The following is a 20541-nucleotide window of genomic DNA, read 5'->3' on the forward strand; positions in this document are numbered from 1 at the left end:
TTACCTTGATTATAAAACAAAAAAAGGTAGATTTCCTCAGAATAAACTGAGAAAATCTACCTCTATTGGCCCGAAGGGACTTTTTCAGTGCCCTCAAAAAAAATGAGGGCTTTTTTTGTTTGAATGAAAAATGATTTTTATAATAGCAGTTTTTTAAAAGTAAATATCCCAATCGTTTAAGAATCGAAGTATAAGAAAAGTAAGAATACATATAGGGACAAGAAATGTAACCGCATTTATGATATGAAAGTACTTTAATGCGGAATGCTTTATACCCTTTACTTTAATCACTAAATAGAAGAATGATAAGGTTGCGATAATTGGGCATAGCAAGCCAAAATCAGTTAAGACCCTTGAAATTGGAAAGTTCATAGTACTAAGTCCAATGAGGAATGAAGCAAGGCAGATTACATTGATAACCGACAAAATGGCTGGTATTAACAATAAGTTCTTTTTTACTGTCTCCATAAATTTCACCTCCAAAGTGATGATCCCACTCGATATCTTATAATATCCACTCTTTAGGCAGCAAAGCAAGGCTAAGGCTTTGTTAATAGTAAAGGTTGATTTACTGAGTACAAAGAGAAAATAACCAAAAAAATTAGTCCTTTCACAAATGTGAATTGTAATATTTATCGAGTATATAGGCTCATTTTTATTTACCTAAAATTTATTGAAATATTATAGTCCTTTTAATTTTCCATCATCTTTAGACAATAAAGTTAAAGGAGGACATAAATTTATTGGAGGAAAAAATGATGAAAATGTGGAAAAATCCTTTTTTACCTATCGCTTCTATTAGTCTAACTGCTGTGATGATTGTAAATGCCATTCCAGAAACTCCAGTTCAATCACAAGTGCAAATGAAAAATCATGTGCTTCCGCTTGGAACACCTAATTTGCATGAGCAAAGAACTTCTATGAATCCAGCACCAGGAGTGACATATACCAAAATTAATCGTGGTGAAACATCTTCTAAAGACTTTTACACAGTGGATGTGGCATTTGTAGAAACACAGAAACAGGCAAAGAAATTGTTGGAAAATTTAAAGAGAGATGGTTTCAAAAATGCTCGTATTATAAGAGAACCGGATCGGGCATTGGATGACCGGGAAAAAGGTCCACTTGGATACATTGTTCGTATTGGCCAATATCAGCTGGAAGCGGATGCAACCGAAATGAGAAAACAGTTATCGGCTAAGGGATATACGGGTCTACGGAATGTGTATACGGGTGAGGACGGAGAGAAAACAACAGGACCATGGGTAGTAAACGTTCTAGAAGTGGATCAGGATCACTTTCAAGGGCATGTGGTGCCTGAATTAGCAAATGATGCAGTGACAGGTAAAGAAACATTGACCCAAATGGCTGACAGAAATGTTGCCATTGCAGGAGTTAATGCCGGATATTTTGTTGTAGGAGAGAATGATGGAACACCGGGCGATCTTGCCGGTATATTCTCCAGCAATGGTCAACTTGTAAGTGAAGCGATTAATGGCCGTTCAGCTCTGATTTTATCTTCTGTTGATGAGAAGGCAAACATTGCCTCTGTTTCCACGTCAATTCAGGCTACTTCATCTGATGGTGCGGTTAGGGAAGTGGATGGATTAAATCGAAAGCCAGGATTAATCCGCAATTGTGGCGGTGTTGGAGGAGATATGACAACAGAACGGCCGAAACATGATTTTACTTGTAAGGGTGAATGTGAACTTATCCAATATACTTCCATATTTGGAGAAAAGACAGAATCGGGCGACGGTGTGGAAGTGGTAGTAAATCATGCCGGAGAAGTGGTGGAAATTCATAACCAGCGTGGGGGAGACATTCCAAGCATTGGTTATGTTCTTGCAGGAACGGGGGAAGCAGCAGAGTGGCTTCATGACCATGCTCAACAAGGGATGAAGATTCAGGTGAAGAGTGAAATCATCGGGGATGGAAAGCAATTAAAATTAGACCAAACCACAAGCATAATTAATGGAGGTCCTCGATTATTGGAAAATGGAGATATTGCCATTAATGCCGTAGAGGAAGGCTTTCACTGGGAAGAAGATCCTGGGTTTTATTATCGTTTTGGGGAACGCCGTAATCCTAGAACGCTTGCTGGAATAAAGGAAAATGGCAATCTATTATTTGTCACGATCGATGGACGCGCACCCGGATGGAGTGTAGGGGCTAATTTTGAAGAAAGTGCAAAAGTCATGAAGTCATTAGGAGCCGTCGATGCTATCAATCTTGATGGCGGCGGATCGACGACCATGACAGTTGGGGATGATCGAGTCACAAGACCATCTGATGCAGCAGGTGAACGTCCAATTGCCGACGGAATATTGTTAATAGAATAATAGATGGACAAATACAGGAGATTATTTTAGGAAATAATTTTAAGCAAGCTGACTAAAAATTACTGATTCATGATTTTTTGGTTACTCTCTTTATTGATTTTAGAGGGAAATGGTCTTTCTTCCGTGAACTTTCAGAGTTTATTTGTAGGTATTGTATTTTCACCGATTTCTATCCAAACAAATCAATCGCTAGATTATGCTAAAGAAAATGGTCTATCGACTACCGAAATTAATAATCTCCAACAGGCACTTATTGAAATTTCATCAGAGGATTTAAATGAAATTGAAAGTGCAACAGAATTATTAAGAAGGAACTACTTAAACAAGACGATTTTATTCAAATAGACGAACTAAAAGCGTCAGCTATTAGAGACATGCTGCACCGCCTTCAGGAATGTATAAGGTTTTAAAACTTGTATTTGGGGCTGTTGTTGGGATGACTGTTGCTACTTTAATAGATCAAGAACGGTATAAATTAGGAGGTTATTCTACTTGCCACAAATGGGGTAAAAAGAAACCTAAAGTTAAAAAGGCGTGTAAAACACTAGGATACTTGTAAAATATCCGAAACTAAAGGGGGAAACTCATTGTTTGACATACCTGACTTTTCGAGAATAAAAATGCTGAAATTTTTTTCAATTATCGTTGATAAAAGAATTAATTTAAATTTGTTTTTTATTCCAATAATCATAGTTTTTTGGGTTTTGATAGCAATTAAAAAACCAACATACCAAAAATAATTTCTGATTAGGAGTCTGGGCACAATGCTCAGGCTTTTTGTATTTGTGTTTCATTGAATCAATTCATGCATGACTTGATCCATATGACAAAGTAGAGAAGCTATTATATTATTGGTGTTTATGGTTAGGGCCAGTACTAATGGTGCAGTGTAACGCATGGATAGTTAAGTGAAGACAGACACATCCTCTCAAAAATCATTGTAAGGACTTAACTAAATTGTTTCCATGAAACTATACTAACTCCACTTACCATTTAATCTATGACTTCAGAAACTCGACCCCATTTTTTTTACAATGTCTTAAAATTGAATCACAAGGATTTGAGTAACTAATGTTTTGGCTACTGTATTAGCCGGAAAATACTATTTACCAGCAACAACTAAAATCTCTTATGCACCAAATGCAATTCAATTTTTTGGGGGGATTCTATAAAAACCTACCTTTTCAATCGTTGGTAATATTTGTATAATGTAAATAAAAACCTTATTTTGATTAGAATGGAGGTTTAAAGCATGAATAAAAAAGAATGGTACATTATCGGTATACTCTCCGGCATAGTTTTAATTGCATTCTCAAGAAGAAATATTATTGTAACTATTAATAGAACAATTAATATAAATTCTAAAGATTGATATAGTTACCGAAAAATTTTAAAAAATAAACAGCATCATTTAACAAAGACTTAATTTTACTATTTTTATAGAAACTTTATGTAATAAAAAAAAGCAATAAAAAAATGGGGACCTTTTAGTTAAGTCAATGCTAAAGAGTTCTGTAGCAGTTGCAAAAGTATTTGGGAAAGACTTGGGATATGCTCCAACCAGTCATCTTCTAAGAAAGCAGTTGTATATTACAATAGGAAAGGAAAGCCGAATTATATAGTTAGTGGCAGGGATAGTCACATTGGAGGCTCATGTAAGGGCGCATCAAAAGTGGAAAATCTAGGAAGTAAGAAAACTAGATCTGGAACATATAATATAGATTTAAAGAGAATAGGAGACTAAAATCTTCATGGAAAGAATTCAACAATTCAATGTTAATTTTAAGGACGATGAAACCCCGTTTTTTCAGGTAGATACAAATCACAGAATAAGATTTGGAATGGATGAAATAAGCGGAATTCTTCTTAAAACTATTCTTAAAGACGTATTCAAAACCAATGAAAAGGTAGATATGTCTTTTATTATAGGAAATATAACAAATAATAAAAGACATCTTGAAAAAAACAGGATTGGAAAATCAATCAAAATCAAAAATTGGAAAGAAACCATAGTTAATGATGAAGACTTGGATGCTGAAATAATTTACGCTACAGTAAAAGATGTAAATAGTTTAGATGTGTATAATTATTGTAAAAAAGTCCACCAAGGACATCGAGAAGCTTATATTGTTTTTTATACTGAGAGGTTCCTTACTTATGTGAATAATGATGTTCTCGATATTATTTCTAATGATAGTAATTTGGTTCGAGAATTGAAAGATAAATACGAAAAACATATTAATGAGTATTACGTATAACACTACATTATAATACTGCAATTTTTTAATCATAGCGACTCCCTTATACAGTCAGAGGTTTCGCTATGGTTTTTCTTTTTTTTTAGGAAATATGTACAGTGGTGACAATCCACAATTTAAGATAGATGGGCGTTTGTTTCACTATTATTAGTTGGAGTGTTACGTTTAGTAGTATTAATATTTCTTATGAAGAAGAAACAGATTGGGATTGGGCGGAGTTTGAGAGATTGAAATTATTAGATACCATTAAATTTTATGGATTTGATATACTTCAAGAAGAAGCCGCATTCGAAAAAGGTGAGATTATTTATACTCCCATGTATGAAGATGGAACAACTTTGGATGTAAAGTTAATGGTTACCACGGATATTAACGGTAATATAACAACTGTTGATTCAGAATCATCATTAATGACAATGGACATTCTTAAAAAAAGAAGCCAAAAAATCCAAAAACCAAAAAAATGCTGTACCATATAAATTGAATGGGGGATCAACAAAGCGAGCTTTATTAATAAGCATGCGTACAATAAGCACAAATATAATTCTAAGATAAAATCATCAGCTAAGGCTACTCAATATGGAAAAGATGTTGATGTGAAAAAATTAAGAGAATGTTGTAGTTAACAAAACTAAATAAACTAGGAGTACTCAATATCCCTTATCCTTTAAAACTAGGAGTGAAGAAAATGAAAATTAAAAAAAACAAAAATTCGTACAGTTAGACGTAAGGAATTGGGATAATACAGAGTTAGTAGAAAGTTTATATGAGATTTGCGGGACTAATAAAGAGTATGAAAATGATGAAGTAGAGGTTCATCAGGTTGTGGATTTAGGAAAACTTAAAAACGAGTGGAGATATTTAATCATTCTTAATATTTCACAAGACTTGGATAACCTAGGAGCCCCAGTAGACCATTATTAAAATTTATGACCACCAGTCATTTAAGATTGGTGGTTTTCTTCTGTTTTAACTAATTCAATTACATCTTCAATATTGCATTCAAGGTATTTATAAATTTTACAAATGAATCCAATATTCACAACCTAGAGTATTTTGATAACTACAAAAAGAAGAAAGAAAAGCGTGAACTCATTGATCTAATGCTTCAATCTGATAAACGTTATGATGTAGAATTTGCAACTATATATGGCATTGATAATAAATATCTGAGCAAGAGGCGGAGAATGGTAATTTAACTATTAATATTGTCACTTTAGACGTTATTTTGCACCTATTTTAGTCGCTATTTTGCACCATTAAAAACAAAAAAGCTATCGTTTGGATGATAGCTGAAAAGTTAAAATAAAGTTCTTCAATTTAAAATAAATTGGTCTAAAACAACAGCCATGTTATTCCATAAAAGGGCCATTTAATGAAATAAGGCTTATCAGCTAACTTGCAGTTAAGTTGTAAAAGGATTTTTGTAATTAAAGCAGAATAATTATATTTACCTCCAGAATTTATAAACAAGTTATTTATCATTAGGTATCAATTAAAAAATACAAGATAATGAAAAAAGGAGGAAATTTAAATTTAAAATGGCGTATCCCACATTAAAAATGTACGACTACCACGCATGGGCAAATGGAGTTATAATTGATCGTTTAAAAGAACTTCCGCAAGACATATATCATAAGGAAATTCAAACAGGTTTTTCTTCAATATCAAAGGTGTTGTCTCACATTTATGCCTCAGATTACACATGGTTTGACATTATTTCAGGTAAAAGCATGAATGAAGCATTGGCGCATGAAGATCAGTTAAGAGAACAGGCGGAAACAAAAAGTATTGAGGAAATGAAAAAGATCTTTTTAGACTTATCTGAACGTTACAAAGCACTTCTAAACAGTCAAGAAGATATCGACAAGGTAATTGTAGTTGATAACCCCTATGCTGGGTTGCTTGAAACTTCTGTTTCTGAATTGGTGCTACATGTTGTCACTCACGGATCTTATCATCGTGGGAATATAGCTACCATGTTACGGCAAATGGGACACACCTCCGTGATGCAAGATTATGGACTTTACCTATTCATGCCCCAAACTTCATGATTACTTATCCGGGGGTCTTGTATATTTTTATAAAAATTCTTCAATTAAAAGAGTGCTAATGAAATAAGGTGTGAACACGTTTCAACGACCTGAGTAATTCTGGAATAGGGCGCTTTTCTGAAATATTCGGCTCTAGAAATAAAATGCCACCTTTTAGTTTAGCTGAAGGGTGACATTTTTCTTGTGTTAAGAATCTCAAAAACGATTGTTTTTGAGATTTTTTATTTTGAACAATTTTTAAACTGTCACTTTCGGCGCTATTTTGCACATCCAACTTTAAAACCCAGCTATCTTCACAAGAGAAGATAAGCGGGGTTTTAAAGTTTACGTCCAATCACTAAGCTAGTTCGTGCAGCTTCTACGACTTCAGTGGTAATGGAAGTCAGATTATTAATTTTGAGAATACGTTCAATTTGAGTAAATAGCCGATGAATGAGTCTAAATTACGAGTTTTGGAACAAATTCTATAAAAAATAAAATTTTATTTATGAAATACAATAAAAGATAGCAAGTCTGTGTTTTTATTAATTTTGTTCAGCAATCGGGCCTTTTCTTGAATTAGAGAAGGGATAATTCGTAAGTATATCGAAGTTAAATCAGAAGATGTTATTTAGTTTATGGTAACTAGAAATGTAGATTGTCTACAGTTTTAGTTTACATAAAGGTTTTTTATAAATGAAGAGAATTATATTATTAGGAGGAGATTGAATTGAAGTTATTACAAATCAGACTGTTGGTTAATGATTTTAAAAAAAGCTCCAATTTTTACAAAGATATATTAGGACTTTCAATAAGTTGGTACGAGGAAGAAATGGAATATGCACTTTTCAATAATGGAGAAACGAAAATCGAGCTTTTATCCCGAAAAGCCATGGCAGAAGTGGTCGGAGAGGAAAATAATTTTTTTGAAGGGGAATCTCAATCAAAATTTTTACTTCAATTTGAAGTAGTAGATGTTGATAAGACTTATAACCGTTTAAGAGAAAATGGGATTGAATTTATTACTAAACCACACGATCGTAAAGAATGGAGATCACGTATTGCACATTTTCGAGACCCAGATAGGAACCTTATTGAAATATATAAAATGCTGTAATTGATTAGGAATTTTTCAACACAAATAACTCCGCTTCAATTTATTCGAACGGAGTTATTTGTGTTAACTGAAAATGCACCGTATACAAAACGAATTACTAGAATAATTTTATACAAAAAAAAGGAGGAATTAACGTGAGAATAAAAATTGAAGAATTTGAACTTCCTCATATAGATTCAGGTCCTTATGGAATTACTAGGGGAAAAGATGGTGCCCTATGGTTTACACAACATAAAGCGAATCAAATAGGTCGAATGACTGTTGATGGTAAAGTGACTCATATTGATCTTCCTACTTTCAATGCAGGTGTGCTATCTATCACTTCTACAGATCAGGGTGATATCTGGTTTACTGAAAATAGGACAAATAAAATTGGTAAACTAACAGTAACAGGTGAAATTACTGAATATACGCTACCTAACAGCGATTCAGGACCTTTTGGAATCACGCAAGGACATAATGGAGACATTTGGTTTACAGAATTGAACGGAAATAGAATAGGGAGAATCTTATCATCAGGTGAAATTATTGAGTATAGTTTGCCTGTTCCTGATTCTTATCCCTCTTTTATTGTGGCTGGATCTGATTATGCTCTATGGTTTACTCAGAATCAGAGTAATCAAATAGGTCGGATTACGATAGACGGGGAAGTGACTACATATAAGTTACCCACAAAACAGGCTGGTCCTGTAGGAATTACAAATGGACCGGATGGTGCACTTTGGTTTGTAGAAATTAACGGAAATAAAATTGGAAGAATTACTACTTCTGGAATAATAAGTGAGTTTACCATTCCTACTCCGAATGCTCGTCCACACGCAATTGTAACCGGCCCTGATCGGGCTTTATGGTTCACTGAATGGGGAAGTAATCAAATAGGTCGAATTACAATAAACGGTGAAATTACGGAATATCCTATTCCTACGAAAAATGCGGAGCCACATGGTATGGTAGTAGGACCTGACAAGGCCTTGTGGTTCGCTGAGGAATGCAATAAGTTAGGCCGGTTAAGCTTTGGATAAAAACTTTGAAAGGTAGTGACTACCTATGGAATCAAATAAGCAGCATGGACCGAATCCTACAGATAAATATCCGATTAAAGGAAATAATATTTTACAATTTATTAAAAATACAATTACTAGACCAAATATTATTGCAGGTGAATATTCTTATTACGATGCAAAAAATGGAGAATCCTTTGAAGATCAAGTGTTGTATCATTACGAATTTTTTGGTGATCGACTTGTTATAGGGAAATTTTGTGCCATAGCACCCGGTGTAACGTTTATTATGAATGGAGCTAATCATAGGATGGATGGCTTCTCCACTTATCCGTTCAATATTTTTGGACAAGGTTGGGAGAAATACACACCAGCGCTAGATCAATTGCCGTTTAAAGGGGACACGATAATTGGAAATGACGTCTGGATTGGGATGAATACGGTCATTATGCCTGGAATCAACATAGGTGATGGTACTATTATAGCAGCTAAATCAGTTATTACTAAAGATGTAGAACCATATACAATTGTTGGAGGAAATCCTGCAAAGAAAATTAAAACCCGTTTCTCAGCAGAAATCATTAGCAAATTGCTAGAAATAAAATGGTGGGATTTAGATATTGAAGTTATTTCTAATCATATTGGTTTGATAGTAAATGGAGATATAGACAATCTAGAATACCTGAAAAATAAAATATGACAAAATTACAACTGCCTATAACTCGTTATGGTAACAAAAAAGGTTAGATACTTTTTTAGATATCCAACCTTTTTTGCCGATAAGACACTTTATGAAAGTTCTGTAATAAACACCAGTTGAATTAAATTAATCGATCTAGGAGGATTATCATGGTCTATGTCGCACTGCTTAGGGGAATCAATGTTGGTGGGAAAAATAAAATTGACATGAAGTTGCTAAAAAAAACTTTTGAACGAGTAGGTATGAGCTCTGTAGTTACATATATCAATTCAGGTAATATTATTTTCACAGTGAATGGCCAATCAAAAACAACAACATCCTATATTTTGGAAGAGGGTATACATACAAACTTCGGATTACAAATCAAAGTTTTAGTCCGTAGTTTTGATGATTTTAAAAAAATCATACACTCCCTTCCAGAGTCATGGACGAACGACCAACAGATGAGAAGCGATGTGCTGTTTTTATGGGACGAAATTGATGATGAGTCAGTGCTTAATAAGCTGGTCATCAAACCAGAAATTGATACGGTAAAATACGTTCCTGGAGTCATTCTATGGTCGGTTGAAAAAAAAAATATTAGCAAATCCGGTATGACTAAACTCGTTGGTTCAAAGCCATATCAACAAATAACAATCAGAAATGTAAATACGACTCGCAAAATATACGAACTTATGCAAGCAGCAGAGGCGTGAATTACATGATACTAGCAAGAACTATTTTCTAGTAATTGGAAACTATCTGACGGATTAGAGCAAGAACCCTGTCACTGGGCCTATTAGGCGGATCCGAATAGTTCTATAAATGATTGGATGTAAATAATTAAGAAACCCAGCTAATCTTCTCATGTGAAGGTAGCTGGGTTTTATAGTTGGATGTGCAAAATAACACTTAAAATATACGCAAATTATCGATCAAAGTGACATATTAATATTAATCTAAATGTTTATGTGAAATGTCTAAAAGTTAGTATATAATTAAATATATAAAACATATTAGTCTTTTAGACAGAGGTGCTTTAAATGGCTTTAATTGGGTACGCTAGAGTTTCAACTGTTGGACAATCACTTGAAAATCAAATTGAATTACTTCAGGGATATGGCTGTATTAAAATCTTTAAGGAAAAACAATCTGGAGCAAAATCAAATCGAAAAGCTCTTCATGGAGCATTAGAGTATTTGCGAGAAGGAGATAAGCTTATTGTAACTAAAATAGATAGACTTGCTCGCTCAGTCAAAGACCTACATAACATTGCTAGTCAATTAGAGGATAGAGGCATTGGCCTTGTTTTTTTAAAAGAGCAAATAGATTTCTCAACTCCATCAGGGAAATTAATGTTCACAATGCTAGGAGCAATTGGTGAATTTGAAAGGGACTTAATTAACGAAAGAACAGCAGAAGGAAGAGCAAGGGCCATAAAGCAAGGAAAACATATGGGACGACCAGGTCAACCAAGGAAAAACTTAGAACGTGCATTGGATCTCTTTGTTAATCGAGAAGAAAATAAAATCAGTGTTAATGATATTGTGAAGATGACAGGTGTCCCGAGGAGTACCATCTATGCAAATGCTAAAAGATAGGTAAATTGTATAAGTAATATTTAGAAGGTGGTCATTCGAAAATAGAAAGAGGGTTAAAAATCTTAAATTCACTTTAATCTTGGATATTTAAAGCTGTAACATTTTCACCTTAATGATTGATATTACTTTTTTTAACAAATTTGTTAACGATAAACCAACCTCCAAAATTCGTTTTGGGACCTTGTGTGTAAATGATACTCCCTCGTTTATTTAAGTATTCGTAGCTTTTTTTCTGAACAGGTAGGCGGATACTAAACTTGAGGTATTGCGTTACGAACTACAAAGACTTTGGGCAGCTTGTGGAATATACAAGTGATTTTTTGAACTGGGCAAAAACAGCTGTTTTTTTATAATACAACTTCGTATGACTTATTGACGATTATTGATAACTTTTGTCTAGGGGTGGAATAAATGAAAAATATAACGATATTAATAGCTGATGATGATGTTGAGATTGCTGATTTGGTTGCTATACATTTAGAGAAAGAAGGCTATCGTGTCATTAAGGTATCGGATGGGCAAGAAACCATTGATGTTATCCAGACCCAACTAATTGATTTACTTATTTTGGATATTATGATGCCGAAAGTGGATGGATATGAAGTTACACGTCGCATTCGCGAAAAACATAATATGCCCATTATTTTTTTGAGCGCTAAAACGTCTGATTTTGATAAAGTGCAGGGACTCGTGATTGGAGCAGACGATTATATGACGAAACCATTTATACCCATTGAATTGGTAGCTCGGGTAAATGCACAGCTACGGCGCTTTATGAAGTTGAACCAACCTAAAACCAAACAAAACTCAAACTTGGAATTTGGAGGATTAACGATTTCTCCTGAACAACGTACAGTTATTTTATATGGGGAGAATATTGAGTTAACACCGAAAGAGTTTAAAATTTTATATTTATTAGCCAGTAATCCAAATAAAGTTTATAGTGCAGAAGATATTTTTCAGAAGGTATGGGGGGATGCATACTATGAAGGTGGGAATACCGTTATGGTTCATATTCGTACTTTGCGGAAAAAACTTGAAGAGGATAAACGAAAAAACAAATTGATAAAAACTGTATGGGGGGTAGGTTATAAATTCAATGGGTAAAATACTACGAAGCTTTCGTTCAAAAATGATAATGTTGTTAGGTTTAAGCATGTTGTTGTCTAGCACCATAACATACCTACTCTTTAAAGTACTCCAATTGTATTATTATACAAATGTTAGTCGTGGAGATACACTAGCTTATTTTCGCAGTATCATACAAAATATTGGAGACCTTAACGTCTTTTTACTGTTATTTATCACGCTTTCGATATTATTTTTCTTTTTACTTACAAAACCCTATTCTGCCTATTTCAATGAGATTTCAAAAGGAATTCATTATCTCGCTCAAGGTGACTTTAAGCATCGAGTTCAAATATTGTCAAATGATGAATTTAGTGATATTGCCCAAGGCATTAATCTGGCAAGTGAAAAATTGGAACAAGCCATAGAAAGGGGTGACTTTTCGGAAAGTAGTAAAGAGCAGTTAGTAGTAAATTTGGCTCATGATTTGCGCACACCTCTTACCTCTGTTTTAGGTTATTTAGATTTAATCCTTAAGGATGATAGCTTGACTGAAAATCAGATCAGCCATTATTTAACGATTGCCTTTACCAAATCTCAACGCTTAGAAAAGTTGATTGATGAATTATTCGAAATAACTAGGATGAATTATGGCATGTTACCAATTGAAAAGAAACAAATCGATTTAAGTGAGCTACTTATTCAATTGAAAGAAGAGTTGTATCCTGTCTTCGAGAAAAACGATTTGATAGCAAGAATGAATATTACTTCTCCTTTATCAATTATGGGTGATGGAGAGTTATTGGCACGTGTGTTTGAAAATCTTCTGATTAATACAAATCGCTATGGGTATGAGGGGCAGTATGTAGATATCAACGGTTTTATTGGTTCAGAGGAAGTAGTTATTCAGGTTATCAATTATGGGGATGCCATTCCTCCAGATGAACTGCCTCATATTTTTGATATGCTTTATACTGGTGACAAAGCACGAACTCATCAAGAAAATAGTACAGGTCTCGGTTTATTTATTGCGAAGAATATTGTAGAGCAACACAATGGGACAATAACTGCCGAAAGTGATTTAATACGCACTATATTTGAAGTCCGATTACCAATGGCGGATTCCTAAGAAGATTAATAATAAAATCCAAGTAAAAATTTAAGAAAAATTTAATATTTACCCCACTTTTTATTTAAAAAGTTTTTCCTATCCTATTAACAAGTTACATCAAGGAGGAGACTAAAAATGAAAAAGTGGGGATTTTTATTGGTTTTTGCATTATTTCTAGTTTTTATTTTTAAAATATTACCGATATCCCAAGGTAAAGTAAAGGATCAAATATATGAACAAAATGATAATACAGCTACTGAAAATTCCCAAACAATTGAGATTACAGAAGAGCAAATCTATCAAGGGAATCTGCTTTTGGTTAACAGAGAATATGCTGTTAACCAAGAGAGTATAAAATCGGATATCATAAATTTAATTACACACAAAGAATTAACAACCGGATACCAGTTACTTAATAGTGAAATAAAATTATCGGAAGAAATAACTGGGGAATTTTCGGAGATGATAGCTGCGGCTAAAGAGGATGGGGTTAGTAATTTCTTAATTAGCAGTGGTTATCGAGACTTTGATGAGCAAAACAGACTGTACGAGGAGATGGGGGCTGACTATGCTTTGCCAGCTGGTTATAGCGAACACAACTTGGGGTTATCGCTTGATGTAGGATCTACTCAAACGACGATGGATAAAGCGCCTGAAGGAAAGTGGGTAGAAAAAAATGCTTGGGAATACGGCTTTATCTTACGCTATCCCTCGGATAAAACGGTTGTTACAGGAATTCAATATGAACCTTGGCATATTCGCTATGTCGGTTTGCCTCACAGTGCGATTATGCAGGAAATGAATTTAGCTTTGGAAGAATATCTGGATTATTTAAAAGAAGAAAAGAGTATTTCTGTTAGTAATGATGGGCAAAAATATACGATTTCATATTATCCGATTTCTCAAAACGAGACAATTTACGTTGAAATACCAGCGGACGAACATTATGAAGTATCTGGTAATAATATAGATGGAGTGATTGTGACCACCCGTTCTTGAATTATGTTCTAAAAATGACAAAGTCATAGATTAAAATGTAAAGTTAGGAGATTCTATATGCATACAGGAGTTTTGATTAGTTATTTGTATACTTATTTTTTTACTATTATTTTTTGTATTGTGTTTCAAATTGGATTTTATTTTAAAGCGCAAAAAAATATATCTATTCGGCATTTTCTATGGGTGTATGTTTTTCTGTTCTACCTTTCGCTAGTGTATAAGGTGACACAGATAGCGACTGTATGGGATATAAGAAGATATGAAACATGGATTCGTGCAAGTGAAATCAACTTGATTCCTTTTGCTTCTGAAGGTATTACTACGTATGTTTTGAACATTTTACTGTTTATGCCGTTAGGTTTTTTATTGCCGACTATTTGGCCGCAGTTTAGAACAATGAAAAATACCGCATATACTGGATTCTTCTTTTCATTGGCTATTGAGTTAAGCCAATTGCTAAATAATAGAATTACAGATATTGATGATTTATTTATGAACACCCTGGGGGCGATTATTGGGTATTTATTATATAGAGCTTTATTTAAAATGATATATAAAAGAGAAGAAAAAAAGCTTGATAATAACTCTTCTCTAGTAATAAAATACGAGGCTATTTTTTATTTAGTTTGCTCACTTGTAGGTATGATGTTAATTTATTATCCATTTTTATTTAGAAAAATTATCTAAATGAACATTTACAAATCCAAGTATTACCGGTTGATAGAAGCAGACTATTGCATGTATCGTTTCTAGCTTTTTTGAAAAAAAGAACCTAATAAATAAAATATTTAAATAGATTTACATAAAAAAGAGCAACTAATACAACATTTAATTGACAAATGACGAACCAGGGCATATGTCAATACCGGTTTACTTTTCCCCATTTTCATCGGAAAAAAAAATCCCCATTTCTATCGATTAATTAGGCTAAGGCGTTTACGGAACTATACTTTAGTTTTACTAAAGGTGGATCTGGAGATGTAGAATTCGACAAATTAGGCACGATAGCTTTATTTTCTGCATTGGCAAATGATGAAGAAGGGAAACAAAAGGAATTAGATAAAATGAGAGCTCACGTTAAAAGACTTAAGAATGAAAAAAAGAAATAGATAAAGTCTTGTCGTGGTCATCTAGTTTACCCTCTGCATGCAGAGTACCGATAAAAAGGGAAGTAAACAAAACATAGCCCCCAAATACACCATCCATGTAGTATTTGGGGGCTACTTGACGTTTACCTTTATAGCGAATTTACTTAAAATAAGGAACCTTTTTCAAAGCTACACAAACTGGAACGGCAACGATAATTCCTAATATATTTTGAACGAGATCCCCAGGTATCGAAGCTAAAGGTGCAATCCAATTACTGTATAGAATCCCTTCACCAATATAATAAACGGCTAACATAAATGGAATTGAAACGATTGTTGCTATTACATTGAAAGCAATGCTAGTACCGTTGCGACCCTTTGACCAAGCTATTTTACCAACTATATATCCTTGCAAACCACGCGCCACAATGGTGATAGGTGCCCACAATGTCCACCCTCCAACTATATCAAATAACCCCATTCCTATCGCACCAGCAAGAGCTGCTTTTTTAGGACCAAATAAAATAGATGCAATAAAAAGCATAGCTGTTCCTAGATGAACTAACCCTCCCTTTGCGGCAATTGGCAGTTTAATATTCAAAAAGAATGTAGATAGGAACACAAGTGCAATCAACATTGCGGTAATAATTAAATTCATAGTTTTTTGACTTGACCTTGAATAACTTTGTGTATTTTGCATATCTGTAAACCTTCCTAACTAGAATTTTCCTATGATTTTAGCAAAAGACTGGTGTCTATAAAAGTGTCAATTTATTAAAAAACTATGAGGTCAGTTGATAAAAAATACAGATATTATACGTATTGAAAAGAGAGAGGAGATGACTGTTTTTAGCTGATTTATGATAAGATAAATAAAGTTTAAAGTGGTTAGGCCATATGGAGGTTATTATGAAAAAAGTTGCTGTACTACAGGATTTATCATCTTTTGGAAAATGTTCATTAACAGCTGCAATTCCGGTTCTTTCGGTCATGGGCGTGCAGGCATGCCCTTTACCAACGGCCATATTGACTGCGCAAACCGGATATCCAAGTTTTTTTTGTGAAGATTTTACATCCAAAATGAAATACTTCATAGAAGAATGGAGCAAGCTTAATGTAACCTTTGATGGAATCTATACCGGCTTCGTTACTGGTGAAGAGCAAATTAATAATATTTTCCATTTTTTAGATAAATTTTATACAAAAGAAACCATTTTACTTGTTGATCCAGTAATGGGGGATATAGGAGAAGTCTATAAACTTTTTACCGATGAATTACTGGTACTTATGAGAGAACTGGTGAAGCGTGCAGATGTCATTACACCAAATGTTACAGAGTGCTGTTTATTAACCGGATTGTCTTATGAAAAGCTGCATAGCTATTCTAACGAAGAGGACTATATTAAAGCGATAGAAGAAGCAGGGAATATGTTGCAGCAAGAAACGGGAGCTCAGGTTATCATCACTGGAATGAATCCACCGTCAGCAGATTCAGAGAAGCAGTTTATCGGAAATATGTATTTGGACGGAAGTAGAACCTTTTATAGTGCGACGCAGTATAACGGTGAAAGCTATTCAGGTACTGGTGATTTATTTGCATCTGTGATTATGGGAAGCATGATGCGTGGAGAGAACCTAGAAAAATCCGTACAGCTCGCAGTGGCATTCCTGACAGAGGCTATCAATGATTCCTCCTTGGAGCAAATTCCTAAAGTAGAAGGAGTTAACTTCGAAAAATATTTACGAATGTTATTATGAATGCTTTAAAAAATGGAAAAAATAGAGTAACAAAAGCTCGGCTTTTTGACTAACCGAGCTTTTTGTATAAATCAAATAGTACTTATATTTTGCTGAATATTGTAAAAAATCACTTAAATAATAAGGGAACTTTCTATTTACCTCACAACAGCCAGTATTTATGTTCGTTAAAGTTTGAAAATATTTAACTTCCATAGACCTTTACAAAGATTAAGAAAAATTACTTGAAGAAAAAACAATATTATCTATTTATTATCTACAATCGAGGAATTAGAAGCTCTATTTCCTGATAAGGATAGATCAGAAATTATAAAGAAAATGCGTCAATTAGGTTGCTTAGAATTAAAAAACGCAAAAATTCCATGGAGTGCAAAAACAAATAAAGAAGAAAGACCGCCTTGTAAAATTACTTATGCTAATGAGCCTAATATGGAATTAATGGCTAAAGCATTCACTCACCTATATTATGAACTATTAAAAAAGGGTAAACTTAACGATAAACCTTGGCTTGAAGAGGAATGAAAAAAGCTAAGGAATATACCTCAGCTCAGTTAAGGGGAATTAATAAAGAAAGAAAAGCTAGTGATAATAATATTTTTTGCAATAAATTTCCTGTTTATACAAAAGACCACCAGTAATTGCTATTGGTGGTTTTCTTCAGTTTGAACTAATTCAATTTCAAATAAATCTTCTATAGATATATCTAATGCTCTGGATATTAAAACTGTATGAGTATCCTTATGACTTTCTAATTTATCAAACCTTGAAATGTTTCCTTGAGGGATTCCTGTAAGTTCACTCAATTTAACTTGTGTCATTCCTCTTTCCTTCAATACTTTACCTAATCTTGGAGTGACCTTTACTGTAGTTTTCATTCTCATACAACCCCCTTTTATTTACTTATATAATTATACTATATCCTATATCGTCTAGAATATAAAAAGATAATTCGGAAAAACTGTAATTTATTTTTGATATAATATAGTTAACTTATCAGCCAGACGGACAACGAAAAAATCCAAACAAAAAACAGCCGAAAGGCAAAAGGGGGATAAATTGAGGTTAAAAAGGTATTCGTATCTGACAACCAAGAGCAATGGATAGTATTTGAAGAAGAAATGCAAGCAGGATTCCAATAAGTAAGTAAAAGAGATATTGCTATAATCTGAAATTATAAACAAGATGAATTAAGAAATTATGACATATTTTGAAACCTATTTGAAACGTTTGCGTATTAGATAATATATACAATAGAGGAGGTTTTTGTCATAAAGTTAAGCGGGTTGAAAAATCTTCATCAAAGCATGAGAGAGCAGAAGATAAAAAGAACTAAATTTGATTTTAAATTTAATAAAGCTGAGTTTAAGTGTCTATTTTTCATTGACGAAAATCCATATTGGCTAGTACTAGCGATAAAAGGATCTAACTTTTTCATTAAGCTAAATGTTGAAGTGGGATATGTAATAAATCCTATACTTGAACCAAAGGATTATTTTAAATTAAAAGAATTGTTAGGGCTTAAATCAAGTAAAGAAAAGTTTAGTATTAAAGGCTTCTTTGAAACTTTCAATGGTAAAATCCCTAATACAGTTCGTAATAGCAGCGTGATATTGCCGTATGAAACAGCCCCATTCTTTGAATATCCAGAAAAAACAGACGGAATGTATTTTGTCGGGTGGATTAATCATGATGGGATTAAATCGAATGCCCAGTCATCAAATTTAGAGAAAACAAAAACATTAATTGGCAAAGAAGCATATCAGATATGCAAGAAGAAAAATATATCCAGCAGATGGTCTGATAAAGAAAAATACAAATTTAACGTTCCGCAATTCCCTAATTAATATGGTTATAGTTTACTAAAGATAATAATGGTCTAATTATAGTTAGGCCAATATAAAAACTTAATTCGCAGAAATGGAGGCTGTTTAAAAGAATGTTTAAAAGAATGTTTAAATTTCAAACAATTTTTTCTGATGGAGAAAAGCGAATTAATTGAATACATAAGCAGGACTTTTGTCACTCTTGTCGAATATTGTTAAAGTGGTAAAAATTGGGTGAGGAGTGGTAGACATGAAGCTAGATAATTTGATTGAAGAAGGAGAATCCTTAAGAGATAGTTCGGAATTGGATAGTTGGGGAGTTAGTAAAATTCTTAAGGGTGAAGGCTTGGAAATTTGGGGTTCGAAATGCGTTATTTACATGGATGAATATTCAGATAGCCTTTTTCTGATTGAAAAAGTAAAAGAAAATGCAAAAGATTTAACTAAGGATGGCTATGAGAAATGTTTAGCTATCCTCGGAGTTTTAAAAGCTATTAAAGAGTCAGTGAATATAAAAAATTGATTAACTAAGCATCCGAGTAATCGGGTGTTTTTTGTAGGAAGATTATTCAAAAAATAATCATAGAGGTGAAAATATGCCCAAGCTTAAAAAGACAGAATTACAAATTATTGAAAATGATCTTATTAAAAACCCTAACATTGATAGTTATACTTTTGGAAAAATTGTAAAATCATTATCGAAACTTCCAGAAGAAAAAATAAAGATAATCGTTTCGCAAATAGGTAATTTTTCTCAAATGGTAAATGATTATATGGGATATTTAAACGAATCACTAAAATACAATAATCAAAGGGTAGCTGATTACCAAAAAATACTTTCAGAGCAGCTAAAAAATGAAAATGATCCAGAAATCCGAATGATTATTATTGAAGATTTAAAGGACTTACATAAGTCTGTAAATAAACAAATTTTATTAGATAAATTACATTTAGATAAAGTAGCAATGGGTGGTGCAGCTATAATTAGTGCATTAATTTTTGCAATTGCGAGTAAGGACAATTCAGACCATGACAATAAAAATTAAATAATAAAAGTAAAAAGCACTTAACCAAAATGGTCGAGTGCTTTTCTATGTATTTAAAGTTAGTTTTATTACATCTTTATGCCCAAATTAATTTCATAAAGGATTTAAATTCATCATTCGCACCGTTATAAACCATAAAAATATGTCTAAGTATTAGTGAGGGATCAAAATTCGTTTCCGTAAAATCTAAAGCTGAAGAAAGAGTGATGGAATCGTTGTCATTAATTGTGAATTTAGTGTATCTATAATTAAGGTTTAGGTTATTCAACAATTTTAATACCGATTCTTTTTTTAGAGGGTCTTTAACTTCGGCAATATTAAAAGCGTAAATATCTACACTTGGAAATTCATTTGAAAATGCAACTACAATTCTTATGTTTGCTCCATTTTCTGTTCTTTGTTCTGTTGAAAAGAATGAACTTCCGTCAGAATTTTTATTTTCTTCCATATAAAAGTTTTCAGATTGCAAATGGTTTTTAAAACTATTGATATTCTTATTGATAACTACAGTGTCCATTTTCGTTGCCTCCAATTAGGTATAATGAATTATTACATTACAAGTATAAACCAATGAAATAATATTTACTAGGTAATAATATCTAAAAACTCTATGATTT

General features: G+C 33.1%; 23 protein-coding genes and 1 pseudogene. 20 read left to right on the top strand and 4 right to left on the bottom strand.

Features of this window, described 5'->3' with window-relative positions:
- The first annotated feature begins 755 nt into the window (after window positions 1-755).
- From ACQKKK_RS15480 to ACQKKK_RS15505, 6 genes are all read left to right on the top strand, one after another.
- Window positions 756-2342 (top strand): phosphodiester glycosidase family protein, encoded by a 1587-nt coding sequence (locus ACQKKK_RS15480; RefSeq protein WP_427617075.1) that lies wholly within the window; start codon window positions 756-758, stop codon window positions 2340-2342.
- Between the two features lie 123 nt (window positions 2343-2465).
- Window positions 2466-2687, top strand: coding sequence for a hypothetical protein (locus tag ACQKKK_RS15485; RefSeq protein ID WP_427617076.1), 222 nt, complete (start codon window positions 2466-2468; stop codon window positions 2685-2687).
- Window positions 2688-3891: 1204 nt separating this feature from the next.
- Window positions 3892-4086 carry a toxin C-terminal domain-containing protein gene (locus ACQKKK_RS15490; protein WP_427617443.1) on the top strand — a complete coding sequence of 65 codons (195 nt, stop codon included), beginning with the start codon at window positions 3892-3894 and terminating at the stop codon, window positions 4084-4086.
- A 7-nt stretch (window positions 4087-4093) separates the two neighbouring features.
- On the top strand, window positions 4094-4600 hold the full coding sequence (locus tag ACQKKK_RS15495; RefSeq protein ID WP_427617078.1) for a hypothetical protein: 507 nt from the start codon (window positions 4094-4096) through the stop codon (window positions 4598-4600).
- 227 nt (window positions 4601-4827) lie between these two features.
- On the top strand, window positions 4828-5079 hold the full coding sequence (locus tag ACQKKK_RS15500) for a hypothetical protein (protein WP_427617080.1): 252 nt from the start codon (window positions 4828-4830) through the stop codon (window positions 5077-5079).
- Window positions 5080-6141: 1062 nt separating this feature from the next.
- A complete protein-coding gene (locus ACQKKK_RS15505) occupies window positions 6142-6654 on the top strand; it encodes a DinB family protein (protein WP_427617082.1) in 513 nt (170 codons plus the stop codon).
- A gap of 317 nt (window positions 6655-6971) precedes the next feature.
- Here the strand turns inward: ACQKKK_RS15505 and ACQKKK_RS15510 are convergent.
- A pseudogene (locus tag ACQKKK_RS15510) lies at window positions 6972-7097 on the bottom strand (AAA family ATPase); the annotation flags it as partial.
- A 266-nt stretch (window positions 7098-7363) separates the two neighbouring features.
- On the opposite strand from ACQKKK_RS15510, the gene ACQKKK_RS15515 reads away from it, so the two are divergent.
- The 9 genes from ACQKKK_RS15515 (at window position 7364) to ACQKKK_RS15555 (ending at window position 14896) form a co-directional block, all read left to right on the top strand.
- On the top strand, window positions 7364-7750 hold the full coding sequence (locus tag ACQKKK_RS15515; RefSeq protein WP_427617084.1) for a VOC family protein: 387 nt from the start codon (window positions 7364-7366) through the stop codon (window positions 7748-7750).
- Window positions 7751-7884: 134 nt separating this feature from the next.
- Window positions 7885-8772, top strand: a complete 888-nt coding sequence (locus ACQKKK_RS15520) for a virginiamycin B lyase family protein (protein WP_427617085.1) — start codon at window positions 7885-7887, stop codon at window positions 8770-8772.
- Window positions 8773-8797: 25 nt separating this feature from the next.
- Window positions 8798-9451, top strand: coding sequence for a Vat family streptogramin A O-acetyltransferase (locus ACQKKK_RS15525; protein WP_427617087.1), 654 nt, complete (start codon window positions 8798-8800; stop codon window positions 9449-9451).
- A gap of 149 nt (window positions 9452-9600) precedes the next feature.
- Window positions 9601-10146 (top strand): DUF1697 domain-containing protein, encoded by a 546-nt coding sequence (locus tag ACQKKK_RS15530; RefSeq protein WP_427617088.1) that lies wholly within the window; start codon window positions 9601-9603, stop codon window positions 10144-10146.
- Between the two features lie 327 nt (window positions 10147-10473).
- Window positions 10474-11031 carry a recombinase family protein gene (locus ACQKKK_RS15535; protein WP_427617089.1) on the top strand — a complete coding sequence of 186 codons (558 nt, stop codon included), beginning with the start codon at window positions 10474-10476 and terminating at the stop codon, window positions 11029-11031.
- 411 nt (window positions 11032-11442) lie between these two features.
- The gene (gene vanR, locus ACQKKK_RS15540; RefSeq protein WP_427617091.1) at window positions 11443-12138 is read left to right on the top strand and encodes a vancomycin resistance response regulator transcription factor, VanR-F/VanR-M family; all 696 of its coding nucleotides are present in this window, start codon (window positions 11443-11445) and stop codon (window positions 12136-12138) included.
- Window positions 12131-13228 carry an ATP-binding protein gene (locus ACQKKK_RS15545; RefSeq protein ID WP_427617093.1) on the top strand — a complete coding sequence of 366 codons (1098 nt, stop codon included), beginning with the start codon at window positions 12131-12133 and terminating at the stop codon, window positions 13226-13228. The genes vanR and ACQKKK_RS15545 overlap by 8 nt, the downstream gene beginning before the upstream one ends.
- A 117-nt stretch (window positions 13229-13345) precedes the next feature.
- The gene (gene vanY, locus ACQKKK_RS15550) at window positions 13346-14209 is read left to right on the top strand and encodes a VanY-A/VanY-F/VanY-M family D-Ala-D-Ala carboxypeptidase (RefSeq protein ID WP_427617095.1); all 864 of its coding nucleotides are present in this window, start codon (window positions 13346-13348) and stop codon (window positions 14207-14209) included.
- 57 nt (window positions 14210-14266) lie between these two features.
- Complete coding sequence (locus ACQKKK_RS15555) at window positions 14267-14896, top strand: VanZ family protein (protein WP_427617097.1); 630 nt, start codon at window positions 14267-14269, stop codon at window positions 14894-14896.
- Between the two features lie 561 nt (window positions 14897-15457).
- Here the strand turns inward: ACQKKK_RS15555 and ACQKKK_RS15560 are convergent.
- Complete coding sequence (locus tag ACQKKK_RS15560; protein ID WP_427617099.1) at window positions 15458-15997, bottom strand: ECF transporter S component; 540 nt, start codon at window positions 15995-15997, stop codon at window positions 15458-15460.
- Window positions 15998-16206: 209 nt separating this feature from the next.
- On the opposite strand from ACQKKK_RS15560, the gene ACQKKK_RS15565 reads away from it, so the two are divergent.
- Both ACQKKK_RS15565 and ACQKKK_RS15570 read left to right on the top strand, forming a co-directional pair.
- The gene (locus tag ACQKKK_RS15565; protein ID WP_053346497.1) at window positions 16207-17055 is read left to right on the top strand and encodes a pyridoxamine kinase; all 849 of its coding nucleotides are present in this window, start codon (window positions 16207-16209) and stop codon (window positions 17053-17055) included.
- 318 nt (window positions 17056-17373) lie between these two features.
- Entirely contained in the window at window positions 17374-17577 is a 204-nt protein-coding gene (locus ACQKKK_RS15570) for a hypothetical protein (RefSeq protein WP_427617101.1), read from the top strand.
- A gap of 119 nt (window positions 17578-17696) precedes the next feature.
- Here the strand turns inward: ACQKKK_RS15570 and ACQKKK_RS15575 are convergent, their stop codons facing one another.
- On the bottom strand, window positions 17697-17930 hold the full coding sequence (locus tag ACQKKK_RS15575) for a helix-turn-helix domain-containing protein (protein ID WP_061463132.1): 234 nt from the start codon (window positions 17928-17930) through the stop codon (window positions 17697-17699).
- Window positions 17931-18338: 408 nt separating this feature from the next.
- Between ACQKKK_RS15575 and ACQKKK_RS15580 the strand changes: the two genes are divergently transcribed.
- The 3 genes from ACQKKK_RS15580 (at window position 18339) to ACQKKK_RS15590 (ending at window position 19924) form a co-directional block, all read left to right on the top strand.
- Window positions 18339-18899: a DUF6037 family protein gene (locus tag ACQKKK_RS15580; RefSeq protein WP_427617103.1), complete on the top strand. Its 561-nt coding sequence runs from the start codon at window positions 18339-18341 to the stop codon at window positions 18897-18899.
- A 229-nt stretch (window positions 18900-19128) separates the two neighbouring features.
- Entirely contained in the window at window positions 19129-19401 is a 273-nt protein-coding gene (locus ACQKKK_RS15585; protein ID WP_289316513.1) for a hypothetical protein, read from the top strand.
- A gap of 73 nt (window positions 19402-19474) precedes the next feature.
- The gene (locus ACQKKK_RS15590) at window positions 19475-19924 is read left to right on the top strand and encodes a hypothetical protein (protein ID WP_412992315.1); all 450 of its coding nucleotides are present in this window, start codon (window positions 19475-19477) and stop codon (window positions 19922-19924) included.
- Between the two features lie 76 nt (window positions 19925-20000).
- On the opposite strand, the gene ACQKKK_RS15595 is transcribed toward ACQKKK_RS15590, so the two are convergent.
- A complete protein-coding gene (locus ACQKKK_RS15595; protein ID WP_427617105.1) occupies window positions 20001-20441 on the bottom strand; it encodes a hypothetical protein in 441 nt (146 codons plus the stop codon).
- Between the last annotated feature and the right edge of the window lie 100 nt (window positions 20442-20541).

It is taken from the genome of Peribacillus sp. NPDC006672, assembly GCF_050274955.1.
Lineage (GTDB): Bacteria > Bacillota > Bacilli > Bacillales > DSM-1321 > Peribacillus.

Bases quoted from the DNA above. Each gene is read 5' to 3' on its own strand.
- ACQKKK_RS15575 (WP_061463132.1), bottom strand. From the start codon at position 17,930: ATGAAAACTACAGTAAAGGTCACTCCAAGATTAGGTAAAGTATTGAAG.
- ACQKKK_RS15525 (WP_427617087.1), top strand. From the start codon at position 8,798: ATGGAATCAAATAAGCAGCATGGACCGAATCCTACAGATAAATATCCG.
- ACQKKK_RS15535 (WP_427617089.1), top strand. From the start codon at position 10,474: ATGGCTTTAATTGGGTACGCTAGAGTTTCAACTGTTGGACAATCACTT.
- ACQKKK_RS15505 (WP_427617082.1), top strand. From the start codon at position 6,142: ATGGCGTATCCCACATTAAAAATGTACGACTACCACGCATGGGCAAAT.
- ACQKKK_RS15570 (WP_427617101.1), top strand. From the start codon at position 17,374: ATGCGTCAATTAGGTTGCTTAGAATTAAAAAACGCAAAAATTCCATGG.
- ACQKKK_RS15595 (WP_427617105.1), bottom strand. From the start codon at position 20,441: ATGGACACTGTAGTTATCAATAAGAATATCAATAGTTTTAAAAACCAT.
- ACQKKK_RS15585 (WP_289316513.1), top strand. From the start codon at position 19,129: ATGAAGCTAGATAATTTGATTGAAGAAGGAGAATCCTTAAGAGATAGT.
- ACQKKK_RS15560 (WP_427617099.1), bottom strand. From the start codon at position 15,997: ATGCAAAATACACAAAGTTATTCAAGGTCAAGTCAAAAAACTATGAAT.
- ACQKKK_RS15565 (WP_053346497.1), top strand. From the start codon at position 16,207: ATGAAAAAAGTTGCTGTACTACAGGATTTATCATCTTTTGGAAAATGT.
- ACQKKK_RS15480 (WP_427617075.1), top strand. From the start codon at position 756: ATGATGAAAATGTGGAAAAATCCTTTTTTACCTATCGCTTCTATTAGT.
- ACQKKK_RS15545 (WP_427617093.1), top strand. From the start codon at position 12,131: ATGGGTAAAATACTACGAAGCTTTCGTTCAAAAATGATAATGTTGTTA.
- vanR (WP_427617091.1), top strand. From the start codon at position 11,443: ATGAAAAATATAACGATATTAATAGCTGATGATGATGTTGAGATTGCT.
- ACQKKK_RS15495 (WP_427617078.1), top strand. From the start codon at position 4,094: ATGGAAAGAATTCAACAATTCAATGTTAATTTTAAGGACGATGAAACC.
- vanY (WP_427617095.1), top strand. From the start codon at position 13,346: ATGAAAAAGTGGGGATTTTTATTGGTTTTTGCATTATTTCTAGTTTTT.
- ACQKKK_RS15590 (WP_412992315.1), top strand. From the start codon at position 19,475: ATGCCCAAGCTTAAAAAGACAGAATTACAAATTATTGAAAATGATCTT.
- ACQKKK_RS15530 (WP_427617088.1), top strand. From the start codon at position 9,601: ATGGTCTATGTCGCACTGCTTAGGGGAATCAATGTTGGTGGGAAAAAT.
- ACQKKK_RS15555 (WP_427617097.1), top strand. From the start codon at position 14,267: ATGCATACAGGAGTTTTGATTAGTTATTTGTATACTTATTTTTTTACT.